This is a genomic window from Bradyrhizobium sp. ORS 278 (genome assembly GCF_000026145.1).
Lineage (GTDB): Bacteria > Pseudomonadota > Alphaproteobacteria > Rhizobiales > Xanthobacteraceae > Bradyrhizobium.
In genome coordinates this window covers 2,014,146-2,028,845 of sequence record NC_009445.1, presented here as the reverse complement: position 1 = coordinate 2,028,845, position 14,700 = coordinate 2,014,146, and the positions used below count along the sequence as shown (strand labels likewise).

The 14,700-nt window shown below is 65.4% G+C and carries 11 protein-coding genes; 2 read left to right on the top strand and 9 right to left on the bottom strand.

Going from position 1 to position 14,700, the window contains the following annotated elements:
• Positions 1–4: 4 nt before the first annotated feature.
• The 3 genes from BRADO_RS08940 to BRADO_RS08930 all read right to left on the bottom strand — a co-directional run bounded on the left by BRADO_RS08940 (position 5) and on the right by BRADO_RS08930 (position 6,233).
• On the bottom strand, positions 5–3,145 hold the full coding sequence (locus BRADO_RS08940) for an efflux RND transporter permease subunit (RefSeq protein WP_011924996.1): 3,141 nt from the start codon (positions 3,143–3,145) through the stop codon (positions 5–7).
• A 319-nt stretch (positions 3,146–3,464) separates the two neighbouring features.
• The gene (locus tag BRADO_RS08935) at positions 3,465–4,571 is read right to left on the bottom strand and encodes an efflux RND transporter periplasmic adaptor subunit (protein ID WP_041756266.1); all 1,107 of its coding nucleotides are present in this window, start codon (positions 4,569–4,571) and stop codon (positions 3,465–3,467) included.
• 330 nt (positions 4,572–4,901) lie between these two features.
• Positions 4,902–6,233, bottom strand: a complete 1,332-nt coding sequence (locus tag BRADO_RS08930) for an MFS transporter (protein WP_011924994.1) — start codon at positions 6,231–6,233, stop codon at positions 4,902–4,904.
• Between the two features lie 430 nt (positions 6,234–6,663).
• Here BRADO_RS08930 and BRADO_RS08925 point away from each other — a divergent pair, with 430 nt between their 5' ends.
• Positions 6,664–7,077: a DUF2809 domain-containing protein gene (locus BRADO_RS08925; protein WP_011924993.1), complete on the top strand. Its 414-nt coding sequence runs from the start codon at positions 6,664–6,666 to the stop codon at positions 7,075–7,077.
• A gap of 242 nt (positions 7,078–7,319) precedes the next feature.
• Here BRADO_RS08925 and BRADO_RS08920 read toward each other — a convergent pair whose 3' ends face one another.
• The 4 genes from BRADO_RS08920 to BRADO_RS08905 all read right to left on the bottom strand — a co-directional run bounded on the left by BRADO_RS08920 (position 7,320) and on the right by BRADO_RS08905 (position 10,484).
• Positions 7,320–8,282 (bottom strand): alpha/beta fold hydrolase, encoded by a 963-nt coding sequence (locus BRADO_RS08920; protein WP_011924992.1) that lies wholly within the window; start codon positions 8,280–8,282, stop codon positions 7,320–7,322.
• A 49-nt stretch (positions 8,283–8,331) separates the two neighbouring features.
• Positions 8,332–8,889 carry a TetR/AcrR family transcriptional regulator gene (locus BRADO_RS08915; RefSeq protein ID WP_011924991.1) on the bottom strand — a complete coding sequence of 186 codons (558 nt, stop codon included), beginning with the start codon at positions 8,887–8,889 and terminating at the stop codon, positions 8,332–8,334.
• Between the two features lie 125 nt (positions 8,890–9,014).
• On the bottom strand, positions 9,015–10,181 hold the full coding sequence (locus BRADO_RS08910; protein WP_041756264.1) for a winged helix-turn-helix domain-containing protein: 1,167 nt from the start codon (positions 10,179–10,181) through the stop codon (positions 9,015–9,017).
• Between the two features lie 72 nt (positions 10,182–10,253).
• Positions 10,254–10,484 (bottom strand): hypothetical protein, encoded by a 231-nt coding sequence (locus BRADO_RS08905; protein WP_011924989.1) that lies wholly within the window; start codon positions 10,482–10,484, stop codon positions 10,254–10,256.
• A 375-nt stretch (positions 10,485–10,859) separates the two neighbouring features.
• On the opposite strand from BRADO_RS08905, the gene BRADO_RS08900 reads away from it, so the two are divergent.
• Entirely contained in the window at positions 10,860–11,513 is a 654-nt protein-coding gene (locus tag BRADO_RS08900) for an OmpA family protein (RefSeq protein WP_041756263.1), read from the top strand.
• A 102-nt stretch (positions 11,514–11,615) separates the two neighbouring features.
• Here BRADO_RS08900 and BRADO_RS08895 read toward each other — a convergent pair whose 3' ends face one another.
• Positions 11,616–13,214 carry a response regulator gene (locus BRADO_RS08895; RefSeq protein ID WP_011924987.1) on the bottom strand — a complete coding sequence of 533 codons (1,599 nt, stop codon included), beginning with the start codon at positions 13,212–13,214 and terminating at the stop codon, positions 11,616–11,618.
• Between the two features lie 112 nt (positions 13,215–13,326).
• On the bottom strand, positions 13,327–14,655 hold the full coding sequence (locus BRADO_RS08890) for a phospholipid carrier-dependent glycosyltransferase (RefSeq protein ID WP_083794842.1): 1,329 nt from the start codon (positions 14,653–14,655) through the stop codon (positions 13,327–13,329).
• Positions 14,656–14,700 lie beyond the last annotated feature (45 nt).

Below are 14,700 nucleotides of genomic sequence, written 5' to 3'. Positions count from 1 at the left end.
CCCTTCATTCGGCGGCCTCGGCGAGCGGAAGGGCCGGTGCCGGTCCATCAACGTGCTGCGCTGCAGAATGATCCTGCGCAGCTGCCCCGCGTTCATCCAGGCTCTTGCGGAACCATAGGGCATACAATCCCGGCAAGTACAGCAGCGTCAGGAAGGTTGCAACAAACAAACCGCCCATGATGGTGATCGCCATCGGCCCCCAGAACGCCGAGCGCGACAGCGGGATCATGGCCAGGATCGCCGCCAGCGCCGTCAGCACCACCGGTCTTGCGCGGCGCACCGTGGCCTCGATGATGGCTTCGCGCCGGGTCAGGCCGGAGGCGACATCGTGCTCGATCTGATCGACCAGGATCACCGTGTTGCGCATGATCATGCCGGCGAGCGCGATCAGTCCGAGCAGCGCCACGAAGCCGAACGGCGCATTGGCGACGTTGAGGCCGAGCGAGGCGCCGATGATGCCGAGCGGCGCCGTCAGGAACACCAGCAACAGCCGCGAGAAGCTCTGCAGCTGGATCATCAGCAAGGTCAGCATCACGATCGCCATCAGCGGGAACAGCGCGAAGATCGAGGCATTGCCCTTGGCCGATTCCTCGATCGCGCCGCCCATTTCGATGCGGTAGGCCGGATCGAGCTTCGCCTTGATGTCGGCGAGCTTCGGCAGGATCTGGTTGGTGACGTCGGGGGCCTGCACGCCGTCTGCCACGTCGGCGCGCACGGTGATCGCCATGTCGCGGTTGCGCCGCCACAGGATCGGCTCCTCATGGGCATATTCGATCTTGGCGATCTGCTGCAGCGGCACGGCGACGCCGTTGCGCGAGGTGATGGTGAGGTCGCCGACCCCCGCGAGATCGAGCCGCTCGGATGGCACCGCACGGGCGATGACGCCGACCTTCTCGATGCCGTCGCGGATCGTCGTCACCTGCACGCCGGAGATCAGCATGGCCAGCGACTGCGAGACGTCCTGCGGGGTCAGGCCGAGCGCGCGGGCGCGGTCCTGGTCGACGACGAGCTTGAGGTAAGGCGACTGCTCGTTCCAGTCGAGCTGCGGGTCCCTGACGTTCGGGTTCTGGCGAACGATGTCGCGGACCTGGCGCGCGATCTCGCGCACCTGAGCTGTATCGGGGCCGATCACGCGAAACTGCACGGGGAAGCCGACCGGCGGGCCGAAATTGAAGCGGTCGACACGCACCCGCGCCTCGTTGATCTCGCCATTGGCGGCCGCCGTCTCGATCCGCGCCTTGATGCGCTCGCGCGCGGCGACGTCCTTGGCGACGATGACGATCTCGGCGAACGCCTCGTTCGGCAGCTGGGGCGACAGGCCGAGCCAGAACCGCGGCGAGCCCTGGCCGACATAGGAGGTGAAGGTCTCGATGTCCTTGTCGTCCTTGAGCAGCGCCTCGGCCTTGCGCGCAGCCTTCTCGGTGACGTTGAAGGCGGTGCCCTCCGGCAGACGCAACTGCAGGAACAGCTCCGGCCGCTCCGACAGCGGGAAGAACTGCTGCTGGACATGACCGAAGGCGACGATCGAGGCCGCGAACACGCCGACGGTCGCGGCCACCGTGGTAATGCGATGCGTCACGCACCAGCGCACCACGGCGCGCAGGCCGCGATACATCCGCGTGTTGTAGACGGCGTGCTCGTCATGGCCGTGCTGCACTTTGATGTCTGGCAAGAGCTTCACGCCGATATAGGGTGTGAAGATCACGGCGACGAACCAGGACGCGACCAGAGCGATGGCGACGATCCAGAAGATGCTGCCGGTGTATTCGCCGACCGCCGAATTGGCGAAGCCGATCGGCAGAAAGCCCGCCGCGGTGACCAGCGTGCCGGTCAGCATCGGAAACGCGGTCGACTCCCAGGCATAGGACGCCGCGCGGACGCGGTCCCAGCCCTGCTCCATCTTCACCACCATCATCTCGACGGCGATGATCGCATCGTCGACCAGCAGGCCAAGCGCGATGATGAGCGCGCCAAGAGAAATACGATGCAGGTCAACGCCCAGCGCGCTCATCGCGATGAAGACGATGCCGAGCACCAGCGGCACCGACAGCGCCACCACGATACCTGTGCGCCAGCCCAACGCCAGGAACGACACGAACAGCACGATGACCAGCGCCTCGACGAAGGAGTGCACGAACTCGCCGACGGCGCGCTCGACCACCTTGGGCTGGTCGGCGATCTGGGTCAGCTCGATGCCCTGCGGCACGGCCTTCATGAAATCATCCGAGGCGGCGTGAACGTCCTTGCCGAGCTCGAGGATGTTGGCGCCCTTGGCGGTGACCACGCCGATGCCGAGCGCCGGCTTGCCCTCCTGATGCACCTTGTAGGTCGGCGGATCGACGAAGCCATGGGTAACGGTGGCGATATCGCCGAGCCGGAACACGCGGCCATTGCTCTCGACCGGCGTCTCCGCCACCGCCTTGGCGCCATCCAGCGCGCCGGTGACGCGCAACGGAACGCGCTGCGACGAGGTCTCGACTGTGCCGGCCGGCGTCACATTGTTCTGCTTGGCGAGCGAGTCGAACAGCGCCTGCGGCGTGATGCCGAGCGTCGCCAGCTTGGCATGGCTGAACTCGACATAGATGCGCTCGTCCTGTGTGCCGTAGAGGTTGACCTTGGTGACGCCGTTGACCTTCAACAGGCGCTGGCGCAGGCCTTCGGCCACCTTCTTCAGCTGCGCATAGTCTGCACCGTCGCCGGTCATCATGAACAGGATGGAATCGACGTCGGAGAACTCGTCATTGACGAACGGCCCGAGCACGCCCGAGGGCAGCGAGGGCTGCGCGTCCGCGAGCTTCTTGCGCAGGAGATAGAACAGATACGGCACGTCCTTCGGCGGGGTAGAGTCGCGGAAGGTCACCTGCATCGCAGTGAAGGCGGGCTTCGAATAGGTCTGCACCTTCTCGAAGAAGGGCAGCTCCTGCAATTTCTTTTCCAGGGGATCGGCGACCTGGCTCTGCATCTCCTGCGAGGTGGCGCCGGGCCACATCACCGACACGTTGACAACCTTGACCGTGAAGAACGGATCCTCGGCGCGCCCGAGCCGCTCATAGGAGATGAACCCGAACAGGCCGAGAGCTACGATCAGGAACAGCACCAGCGGCGGATGACTGACCGCCCAGGCCGACAGATTGAACCGCTTCATGGCACGCTCCCCGATGAGGACCCAGTCGCTTCAGGCTTCGGTGACCTCATCCTGCGAGACGGTTCGCGTCTCGCTCGGGATGAGGGTCTTATTTCTCGTCATGAGCGCGCGGCTCATGTTCAGTTCAGCGTTCAGTTCAGCGCCGCCCTCAGCCTTTGACCCTCATGGTGAGGAGCGCCGCCTCTTGCGGCGCTTCTCGAACCATGAGCCCACATTCGGGCCTCGCCCTTCGAGACGACCGCCTGCGGCGGGCTCCTCAGGGTGAGGGTTGAAAGTCCGCCAGGCCGTTAAAGCCCCAAGACATCAAACCTTGAGACCCTCAGAACGTCAGCGCGGAGACCACGCGCACCTTCTGCGCGGGGTCGATCTTCTGCACGCCGAGGGCGACCACCTTCTCGCCCTCGTCGACGCCTGAGACGATCAGCACGTCCTTGCTGTCATAGGCCTTCACCTTGACCGGCTTCAGCGTCACCTCGCCCTTGTCGTTGACGACGTAGAGCGAGGGATCGCGGCCGTCGTTGAACAGCGCCGACAGCGGCAGCCGCGCGACGCGCATGGTCGCCGGATCGGACAAGGTGAGCGTCGCGGTCATGCCGAGCGAGACGCTGTCATTCGCATCCGGCAGCGAGAACTTTGCGAGATAGGTGCGCGTCGCCGGATCGGCGGCCGGAGCGATCTCGCGCAGCCGCGCCGTGTAGGTCTTGCCCGCCTCCGACCACAGCGACACCGTCGCTGAGCCGTTCTTGGCACGATCGAGCAAGGTCTCGGGGATGGCGACCACCGCCTCCTTTTCAGCGAAGCGCGCGACGCGGATGGCGGCCTGGCCGGCGGCGACGACGACGCCGGGCTCGATCATGCTCGCCGTGACGACGCCGCGCGCGTCCGACACCAGCGTCGCGTAGGACAACGAATTGCGCGTCAGCTCGACCGAGCGCTCGGCGCGATTGAGCCGCGCGCGGGCCTCGTCGGCGGAGGCCTTGGCCTGATCCATCTGCGCGTCGGTGGTCCAGCCCTTGGCACGCAATTCCTTGGCGCGGGTCTCGGCGGCGGAGGCCTGCGCGAGCACGCCAGTGGCGGCGCGGAATTCCGCCTCGGCCTGCTCGGCCTGCAGCTTCAGGTCGACCTCATCCAGGGTGGCGAGCGGCTGGCCGACCTCGATGGTCTGGCCGACCTCGACGAGGCGCTTGGCCACCTTGCCGGCGACGCGGAAGCCGATGTCCGCCTCGATGCGCGGCCGGATCGTGCCAACGAAGCTGCGCTCCGGCGTCTCGGCCTCGTAATGAACGGATGCGACCAGAACCGGCCGGACCGGCTCGACCTTTTGGGCGACTGTTTCGTTGCAACCGGCCAGGGCGGCAGCCATGGTCGCCAGCGCGATGCCGGTCAAAAGCTTGGAATAGCTCGCGAAAATCAGGCGGATCAACATGGGACACCCCTCGCTGCGATTGCGAGAGAGTGTCGATTGTCGACTGACGATTGTCAATAATCGTCAGCGATCATGACTTCGTGAGCGTTAAGACAAGTTGCCGCAGGGGTCGGGGAGAAGCAGGGATTCTCTCGGCGCGCGGCAGTCCGCCCGCCCCACGCTGTCATTCCGGGGCGACCGCGCCAGCGGTCGAACCCGAAATTCCGAGCTTGGTTGGCGCCGGCGTACCTCATCTCGAGATTCCGGGTTAGCTCGCTGGTGCGACCGCCCCGGAATGACATGAGCAGGTCCAGCAACCACGCTGGGCACCGCAACTGCGGATCACCGCGCTCACTCCGCCGGTGCCTGGCCGGCGAACTCCGCCTTGCTCTCATGGCCGCCGAAGAACACCAGGAGACCCGCGATCAGCGGCAGCACCGACAGCGCGAGCAGGCCGTGCGTGGTGGAGCCGGTCGTATCCTTGATCCAGCCGACCAGATAGGGCCCGCCGAAGCCGGCGAGATTGCCGATCGAGTTGATCAGCGCGATGGCACCGGCGGCGGCCGTGCCGGACAGCCACGCCGTCGGCAACGTCCAGAACACGCCGAACACGCAGAACACGCCGATCGCCGCGAATGTCAGCGCCACCATCGTCAAGGTCGGATCGCCGATCTGGCTCGACGCAGCAAGCGCCACCGCGATCAGGATCAGCGGCGCGCCGACATGCACGACGCGCTCGCGCGTCGCATCGGAATGCCGCGCCCACAGGATCATCGCGACGGTGCCGAACGCATAGGGAATCGCGGTGACGAAGCCGGTCTGGGTGTTGCTGAGGCCGAACGCCTTGACGATCTGCGGCAGCCAGAACTGCATGCCATAGAGCGCGCCGACGAAGCCGAAATAGATCAGGCTGAGCACGATCACCTTCGGCGACGACAGCGCCTCGCCGAGCGTCATGTGTCCCGCGGCCTGCTTCGCCGCGGTCTCGGCCTCGAGCTTGGCGGCGAGCCAGGCCTTCTGCTCTGGCGCGAGCCAGGTCGCATGCTCCGGCCGGTCGGTCAGATAGAACCAGGTGACGACGCCCAGGATGATCGAGGGGATGCCCTCGATGATGAACAGCCACTGCCAGCCCTGCAGCCCCATCAGGCCGTGCATGCCGAGCAGCAGGCCTGAGACCGGCGCGCCGATCACGGTGGAGATCGGCACCGCCACCGCGAAGGCGGCGAGAAAGCGCGCGCGATACTGCGCCGGATACCAATAGGTCAGATAGAGGATGATGCCGGGAAAGAAACCGGCCTCGGCGACACCGAGCAGGAAGCGCAGCGCGTAGAAGCTCCACGGCCCCGACACCAGCGCCATCAACGCCGAGATGATGCCCCAGGTCACCATGATGCGCGCGATCCAGCGGCTGGCGCCGAACTTCTCCAGGGCAAGATTGCTCGGCACCTCGAAGATGAAATAGCCGATGAAGAAAATGCCGGCGCCCCAGGCGAACACAAGCGGCGAGAATTTCAGCTCGGCGTTCATCGTCAGCGCGGCGAAGCCGAGATTGACGCGGTCGAGATAGGAGAAGAAATAGGCAAGCACCAGAAACGGAATCAGCCGCCAGGAGATGGCGCGGATGGTTGCAGCCTCGATGTCGGAGCGGCCAGGCGCGGCCGGAACGGTGGTGGACGGACTCATTGATCTCCTCCCGGGGAGCATTGCAGGATTGGTAGTTGAGGCGGGTGTTGAGCATCGGTGATGGCAAGTCAATCGGAAAACCCGACATCCCACAGTTCGTCCGCGCAACGCCGGGGCGCGGCATGCGCATGACGCCTCATGGCCCGATTGTTTGAGCCGCCCCGACGCATTCGTCCCGGCGAACGCCGGGACCCATACCCCCAGGGAGGGGTTCGAGGCACTCTGGTGATTAGCTTTGTCGCAACTCACATCGGCCGCGGCGTAGGGGTCCGGATCGGCGCCGCGCGCGTGCGCGTGTCACAGCTTGTCCGGGAAGAGAACGGAGAATGAGACGCTTTGAAACCGATAAATTCCGCTGCCGTCCCGGCTTTGAGCCGCGACGCATGCTCACAGGGATGAGTTGAGGCAAGTGGTCCTTGGCGTGTGGCCCATGACGACGGGACTGAGTAGGCGCCGCCGCGCCGCGCCGGCGCTCGTAGCGGCGCTGACCGTGATCGCACTCGGGCTCGCGTTGCGCTTCTACGGCCTGAGCCTCGGCCTCTCCGCCTTCATTGTGAAATATGGCGGTTCCGCGCTTTGGGCAACCATGGTGTACATGCTGCTGGTGGCGCTGCTGCCGCTGCTGTCCTGGCGGCGGATCGGCGGGCTCGCGCTCGCCGTTGCCGTCGCGGTCGAAGCCTCAAGGCTGATCCACACGCCCTGGCTGGACAGCTTCCGCCTCACGCTGGCCGGCGCGCTGCTGCTCGGGCGGATCTTCTCGCTGTGGAACATCGTGGCCTATGCGGTCGGCATCTTGGTCGGCATGGCGATCGATCGGATTGCGCTTCGGCTTCCCCCGAAGTAGCCGCACGATCGCATCGAGACGCGGAGTCCTGAGGGCCTCAGTGCTGCCATTTGTGACTCCGTCATGGCCGGGCTTTTCCTGGCTTGTCCCGGGCATCCATGTCCGTCTCAGCATGCCGGATGACGTGGATGGCCGGGACAAGCCCGGCCATGACGACGTGGAAATAGACAGGCGCAAACTGCAATGCGTCAGCGCTGCATGGGATAAGCTGCCTGACACAAGACGCGATGTCGTCTGAGACATCAGATCGACACGGCACTCACGCGGCTGAAGAACGCCAGCAACTCCTCCGCCAGAACGGCCGGCTGCTCCTCCGGAATGTAGTGCCCGCACGCGGCGATGGTGAGGCCCTCGACGTGATCGGCGACCTCCCTGAGCGGCGCGGCCATGTCGACGACCGATCCCTGGTCGGCACCGATGGCCAGCACCGGCCGCTTCAACTTGCCCTTTTCCTTCCTCTCGCGGTTCTGACGTGCCGACTGGGCCGCAGCACGATAATAAGCGAGCCCGGCGCGCAGACCGCCGGCCTTGGTCAGCACGCGGGCATATTCATCGAGATCGCTTTCGGAGAAGACGTCGGGGTTGGCGCTCTTCCGGCGCAGGAACCAGGCGATATAGTCGCGTTCGCGGCCCTGAAGCAGCATCTCCGGAAGATCCGCGACGGCGTGGAAGGCGAAATGCCAGGTGCGCCACGCCCGGTCCGGCGTGAACGGCAGCGTCTCCGGCAGGGTGACACCGGGAATTCCCGCGTCGAGCAACGCAAGGCTTAGGACCTCGTCGCCGAACAGCGCGGCATGAGGATAGGCCACCCACGCACCGATGTCGTGGCCAACCAGATGATAGCGGGTGATGTCGAGCTGCTGCAGCAGGCGATGTACGGCCGTTGCCAGCGTCTGGGTGTCGTAGCCGTCCGCCGGCCGGTCCGAGTCGCCCTGGCCGGGGAACTCGGCCGCAATGATCCGATAGCGCTTCGCGAGCAGCGGCATGACCTTGCGCCAGGCAAACCAGCTCTGGGGAAAGCCGGCGAGCAGCACCACGACCTCGCCATCCGCGGGGCCGCTGCTAACATAGTGCAGCCGAACGCCGTCCACCGTCGCGAAGCGATGGGTGAGTCCGGTTTGCGATAGATCGGCGCGACCGAACCGCTCCGCCGCGACCAGCTGCGACGGCGTTTGGTCATAGAGGGTGTCCGTCAACTCGCTCATGGTTCATTCTCCAAATTATAGAACATTCGTTTCCTATTTTGACACGGCGTCACGTGAACATGGACGCGGCTTGCTTCGAGATGCTTGTCATCTCGCTCTTTGGCCGCCCCGTTTTCCCGACCACCCGCAAGCCCTGGATGATGCAGAAAAGAGCGCCCGCGACGGCGTCGGGGTCCAGCTCTTTGCGGATCGATCCGTCGGCCTGGCCCAGCCTGAGCAGGTCGCGCAGCAGGGTCTCGACCCGGCGCAACGCCGCGCGTACCTTGGCTGCGGCCTCCGCATCCAGGGTAGCGAGCTCGGTCGCGCTGGTGACCACGAGGCAGCCGCGCCGGCCTTCGCTGTCGCTGGCGGATTCGGCGTAGAACTGCAGCAGCGCCTCCAGCTTGGAGCGGCCGCTCGCCTGCGCGTCGAGCCGCTCGCGCAACTGCCGGTCGCGGCGGGCGATGTAGTAATCGAGCGTCGCCAGGAAGATCGCGCGCTTGTCCGCGAACGCCTTGTAGAGACTGCCGGTGGCAAGCTTCATGGCGGCGCGCAATTCAGCCAGGGACGCCGCGTGATAACCACGCTCGCTGAAGACCACCAGCGCCTTGCCCAGGGCGGTGTCCATATCGAACTCGCGCGGACGGCCCGGCCCGCGCCGCTCGGATAGATTTGTTTGCGACTTCATCATGTGATCTATTTAGGAAATGATCGTTTCCAAATCAAGAGGTGCTGTATGAATCTTCTGACCTGTCAGTCGCCGAGCTGAAACCGCTGGAACCGGTGCAGCTCGTCCTCGATGATCCGCTTCAGCGCCTTGCGCTGATCGCCGCGTGCCGCCTTGCCCGGACCGACCCAGCTCCATTTCTGCATCAGCAGCTTGCCGTTCTGCCGGTCGGTCTTCAGATCGATCGCCGCGACGATCTCCTCGCCGACCAGCACGGGCAGCGCGAAATAGCCGAACAGTCGCTTGTCCTTCGGCACATAGGCCTCGAACCGATGGTCATAGCCGAAGATCGCCTGCGTCCGCTTGCGCTGGATGATGAGGGGATCGAACGGCGACAGGATATGCACCCGCTCCGGGCTGATCTCGATCCGCTCGTCCAATGCCGCTGGCGTGGCCCAATGCTCCTGCTTGGCCGCGCCCTCCAGCGCCACCGGCCGCAACTCGCCGCGCCGGACCCGGGCTTCGATCACCTTCCGCACGTCGGCCTTTCGCGGCGCATTGAGATGGCACAGCGAGTCGAGGCTGACGACGCCTTGCGCGCGCAAGCCCCGGTCGAGCAGATAGGCGGCGATCTCGCGCTCGGTGGCGCCCTTCGGCAGTCTGTCCCAGCCGAAATGCCGGGTCGTGAGATCGTAGGTCTTGAGCATGCCGTCGCGGCCGGCGACTGTGAGGACGCCCTCGTAGAACCCAAGCTGAAGCGCGCGCTTCGACGGCTTGCGGCTGGCCCAGGCATGGTCCTTCTCGCGCAGCTCGTCATCGTCGATGTCGCGGATCGTGAGCGCGCCGCCCTGGCGGATCAGCCGCATCACCTTGCGGGTGTCCTCAGGCTTCACCGTCGTGAGCCAGCGATGTCCTACGCGGCGATAGCGGCGCATCGCCGGCACGAAATAGCGGAAGTCCTGCACAGGCACGTAGGACAGCGCGTGCGTCCAATATTCGAAGACGGTCTTGTCCGCGCTCTGCGCCTGCCTGAGATCGGCGCGGCGATAGGCCGGGATGCGGCTGAACAGGATGTGATGATGGCAGCGCTCGATCACGTTGATGGTGTCGATCTGCACATAGCCGAGATGCGCGACCGCTGCGGTGACGGCCTCGGAGCCGGCCCCGAACGGCGCTTCGCCGTCGAGGCGCTGGGCGCGCAGCCACAGGCGGATTGCTTCGGTCTTGGACAGGGCGAGGGGAGCGGCGGACATGGCCGCGAGATGGTGCGAGATTCGACCAGCCTCCCGCAACGGCAATCGCTGTGCGAGATCCCGGTATGGAACCTATTGTTTCGCCCTCTCCGGGATGCTGCCGGTGGCGATCTCCGACTTGCAGCTGGCGCGGCCGGCGTCCGGCGCACGGCACTTGTAGACGCGACCGGTCAGCCGATCGACCAGCCATGCCGTATCCTCGGACGGGCTTTCCAGCCCGACATAGCGGTTGCCCACGGCGCCGATCAGCGTCGACAGCAGGATGGACGCCGCAATGATCCCCGCTCCGATCAGGGTTGACATGGAACCGGAGGATCCCGAGTGATCCTGACTTCCCGCCCGATGAGAGGGGTAGTCCCGCCTGGGTGATGAGTTGAACACGGCTGTGCTTTTCTGTTGGCGTTTCTTGACTTAAATCGTTTGTTGCCCGCCTCGCTCCCCCCGGGTTTGCGATTTTTTTCCGGCCAGGGATATCCGGTAGAACCGCATCTGGCCGATTTGTTGTTCGCAGACCGGCCGCGCGTCGGGGCCTTTGCGACGACCTTGCAGCGGCTCCGCTCACGCCGCGGTGCGCCGAGCCGCGAAAGACGTGACTTCCATCACATTCCAAGGGTTTGAACCGGTTCTATCGTCCAAGCATCCAATGGCCATGAGCCATGACGACCGAGGACCACGACGATGACCCCATATTTTGAACGTTTTGCAGTCCGGGCGGCGGCGTTTTCCGCCGTGCTGATGATGAGCGCAGGCGCGGCTTTCGCCGGCGAGGCCGTGACTGCGGACCAGATCCTGAACGCGCTGAAGCCCAAGTCGGTCACGCGCGGCATCACCGTCGGACCGCAGACGGCCCAGCCGGTCGATGCCGCGGCGCAGGCCAAGCAGGCCGCGCTGCTCGACAGCGTCCGGAACCGCAAGACGCGCTCGCTGTCGCTCGGCGAGCGCGAGCAAATCGCGGAACTGGCCGCAAGCAAGCCGAAGATCGATCTCGAGATCCAGTTCGACTACAACTCCGCCGAGATCAGCAAGGGCTCGATGCAGGCTGTTCAGGAGCTTGGCAAGGCGCTGTCGGATCCGAACCTGAAGGGCTCGACCTTCGTCGTCGCCGGCCACACCGACGGTATCGGCAGCGACGGCTTCAACCAGGATCTTTCCGAGCGGCGCGCCGACACCATCAAGCGCTATCTGGTCGAGAAGTACGGCCTCGTCGGCCAGGACCTCGTCGCCGTCGGCTACGGCAAGACCAAGCTGAAGGACGCCGCCAATCCGGCCGATCCGCTTAACCGCCGCGTCCAGGTCGTCAACATGGATACCAAGACCGCGGCTTCGAAGTAGGCGTCGGTCATGATGCGCCGCCACGGCAGCGCATCATGATCCGACTGTTTTCGTGCGCATGATGCGTCCGGAAAACCGGCGTCTCCTTTTCCGGAGCGTGCTCTACGGCGCGTCCAGCACCTCGCGGATCTTGCTGCTCAGCATCGTTCGGCTGAGCGGCTTCTGCAGCAGCGCAACGCCGGGATCCAGCCGTCCCTGATGGACGATAGCGTTGCGCGAATAGCCGGTCATGAACAGCACCTTGAGCTTCGGACGGCTGTTGCGCAGATCATCGGCGAGCTGGCGACCGTTCATGCCGGGCATGACGATGTCGGTGAGCAGGAGATCGACATCGAGTGATTCGCGCGAGAGCAGCGCCAGCGCCGCCGGCCCGTCGGGCGCCTCACGCACGGCATAGCCCAGTTCGGACAGCGTCTCGGCGATATAGCTGCGCACCTCCGGCTCGTCCTCGACGATGAGCACGGTCTCGCTGCCGCGGCTGCCGACCACGGCGCTCCGGCTCTCCGGCGCATCGGCTGTGGCCTGATGCGCGCGCGGCAGATAAATCTTCACGGTCGTGCCCTCTCCGACTTCGCTGTAGATGTTCACATGGCCGCCGGACTGCTTGACGAAGCCATAGACCTGGCTCAGTCCCAGGCCCGTTCCCTGCCCCGGCTCCTTCGTGGTGAAGAACGGATCGAACGCCTTCTCAACGACGTCGCGCGACATGCCGACACCGGTGTCGGTGATCGCGATCAGGACGTATTGGCCGACCCGGACGTCGGCGTGCTGCCGCGCATAGCCCTCGTCGATGAAGCTGTTCGATGTCTCGATCGTCAGCTTGCCCTGCCCCTGCATGGCGTCCTTGGCGTTGACGACGAGATTGAGAATCGCGGCCTCCATCTGGCTCGGATCGACCTCGACTTGCCAGAGCCCCGCAGCCTCGACCACCTCGACGCTGATCGTCTCTCCCAAGGTTCTGCGGAAGAAGTCGGACATGCCCGAGAGCAGCTTGTTGACATTGGTCAGCCGCGGATCGAGCGGCTGGCGGCGCGCGAAGGCGAGCAGACGCTGGGTCAGCGTCGCCGCGCGCTGCGCGCCGCTGGCGGCCTGCGCGATCGCCCGCGTCAGGCGGTCGCGCGCGGCCTCGCCCTGCGCGCGCAGGCTGCGCTCGGCGATCTCGAGATTGCCGCTGATGATGGTCAGCAGATTGTTGAAGTCATGCGCCACGCCGCCGGTCAGCTGACCGACGGCTTCCATCTTCTGAGCGTGGCGCAGCATGTCCTCGGCCTCGCGGCGTTGCCGGCTCTCGACAACGAGCGCGGCCTCCGCCGCCCGCAATTGTGCGGGTGACGGGATCGCCAGGATCTTCGGCAGCAGCGGCCAGAGAATGCCCGCGGTCAGGATCGACGCCAGCGCGGTCGCCGCCTTGACCAGGCCTTCGATGCCATAGATCGGAACCCACAACGTGACGATCGACAGCACATGGGTGACGCCGCAGGCCATGATGAAGATCGCAAAGGCCCAGAACAGGAACCCGAAGTCAACTTCCCGCCGCTTGGAGACGAACAGCGTGAGCACCACAGGGATGGAGAAATAGGCTGCCGCGATCACGGCGTCGGAGGCGACATGGAGCCAGATCAGCTCGGGTTCCCACAACAGACAGATGCCGTGCGGAGACAAGGTCGACGAATCGAGCAGCCGCTCAAACCATCCCAACATCGAGTCGTGCTCCCCCAACTTCGTTTCGAAGCGAGGCGAAACTGGCGGCGAGCGATCCTCTCGTCAAGCAACAGACAAATGGAACCTCAGGGAACTCACGGGTGGCTGGAACTCAGATCCAGCTCTGGAACAGCATCAGCCGGCTGAACGTGCTCATGGTGGTGCCGATGAAGGCGGCGCTCACCGGAAGCATCACCACGAAGCCCAGCGCAGCGACGGCGACATAGGCCCACAGCGCCCAGCGTGGAAGCCGCAGCAGCGCGTGGACCAGCGCCAGGCTCGCGAGCGTCGCCGACGGCAGATAGTAGTAGAGAAAGCTCAGCGCGCGCGGCAGCAGCGCCCAGGGCAGATAGCAGCCGAGATAGAACGCGAGGATCAGGAACGCCGTCGCGCGGCGTCTGGCGAGCAAATCCCACGCACAGACCGCGAGCGCGATCACGGCCGGCCACAGCACCAGCGGATTGCCGAGCAGCACGATCGCCGCGATGTCGCCGTCGCTCGCCTTGTCGAACAGGAACCACACCGGGCGGACAAGCAACGGCCAGGTCGGCCACGAGCTCATATAAGTGTGGCCGGCGATCGCCGTGGTGATGCTGTCGGCGAAGATGCGGCGCTGCGCCTCGGCGATCCCTGTGACGGAGAGCCCGTGCAGCGGAATGAACGTCGCGAGATAGACCAGCGCCGGGAGCAGACCGAGACAAAGCAGGATATGTGGCCAACGGAGCGCCGGCCATTGCTCCGGCTGATACCAGTCCGTCGGCTCGGCATCCCCGAAAGAGGTCTGCCAGTGCTGCAGCAGCTTGATCAGGCCGACGATGAGAAGCGCAGTCAGCCATGGAAACAATCCGCTCCATTTGCATGCGACCGCCAGGCCGAACAGCGCGCCGGCGAGCGCAAGCAGGAGCTGCGGCCGGCGCTGCCGATACGCGAACAGGAACGCCGCGATCGCAAGCAGGCTGAAGGCGAGCGCGCCGATGTCGAGCATCGCGATGCGCGCCTGCACGAACAGCATCTGGTTGACCAAGGCGAGCAGCGCGGCGGCGATCGCCGGTCCCTGTGCCGCAAACAGGGCGAGGCCGCACAGATAGATCGCAGCGATCGCAAGTCCGCCGAGCACGGTGCTCGGATAACGCCAGGCGAATGAATTGTCGCCGAACGTCCTGATGGACAGCGCGATCAGCTCCTTGGCCAGCGGCGGATGCATCGGGTTGAGCTGTGGGCTCGCCGGCGCAAGACCCAGCATCTGGCGGGCCGCCGGCACGTAGTGCACCTCGTCGAAGACGAATTTGGGCGGCGCGGCGAGCCCGACCATCAGCACGACATGGGCGACAAAGAAGATCAACAGGACGCTCAGCAGCGGGCGGCGGGCCGACAGGCCGGCCTCCGGCGCGGCATCGCCGGCATCGTCGTCATCGTCGCGGCGAGCAGCGGATACCTTCATGGGCCTACGCATTGAACTGATCTGGCTGTGGCGGCAACTAACCAC

Coding starts and splice junctions, on each gene's coding strand:
- BRADO_RS08940 (WP_011924996.1), bottom strand. CDS start 3,145: ATGAAGCGGTTCAATCTGTCGGCCTGGGCGGTCAGTCATCCGCCGCTG.
- BRADO_RS08935 (WP_041756266.1), bottom strand. CDS start 4,571: ATGTTGATCCGCCTGATTTTCGCGAGCTATTCCAAGCTTTTGACCGGC.
- BRADO_RS08930 (WP_011924994.1), bottom strand. CDS start 6,233: ATGAGTCCGTCCACCACCGTTCCGGCCGCGCCTGGCCGCTCCGACATC.
- BRADO_RS08925 (WP_011924993.1), top strand. CDS start 6,664: ATGACGACGGGACTGAGTAGGCGCCGCCGCGCCGCGCCGGCGCTCGTA.
- BRADO_RS08920 (WP_011924992.1), bottom strand. CDS start 8,282: ATGAGCGAGTTGACGGACACCCTCTATGACCAAACGCCGTCGCAGCTG.
- BRADO_RS08915 (WP_011924991.1), bottom strand. CDS start 8,889: ATGGACACCGCCCTGGGCAAGGCGCTGGTGGTCTTCAGCGAGCGTGGT.
- BRADO_RS08910 (WP_041756264.1), bottom strand. CDS start 10,181: ATGTCCGCCGCTCCCCTCGCCCTGTCCAAGACCGAAGCAATCCGCCTG.
- BRADO_RS08905 (WP_011924989.1), bottom strand. CDS start 10,484: ATGTCAACCCTGATCGGAGCGGGGATCATTGCGGCGTCCATCCTGCTG.
- BRADO_RS08900 (WP_041756263.1), top strand. CDS start 10,860: ATGACCCCATATTTTGAACGTTTTGCAGTCCGGGCGGCGGCGTTTTCC.
- BRADO_RS08895 (WP_011924987.1), bottom strand. CDS start 13,214: ATGTTGGGATGGTTTGAGCGGCTGCTCGATTCGTCGACCTTGTCTCCG.
- BRADO_RS08890 (WP_083794842.1), bottom strand. CDS start 14,655: ATGAAGGTATCCGCTGCTCGCCGCGACGATGACGACGATGCCGGCGAT.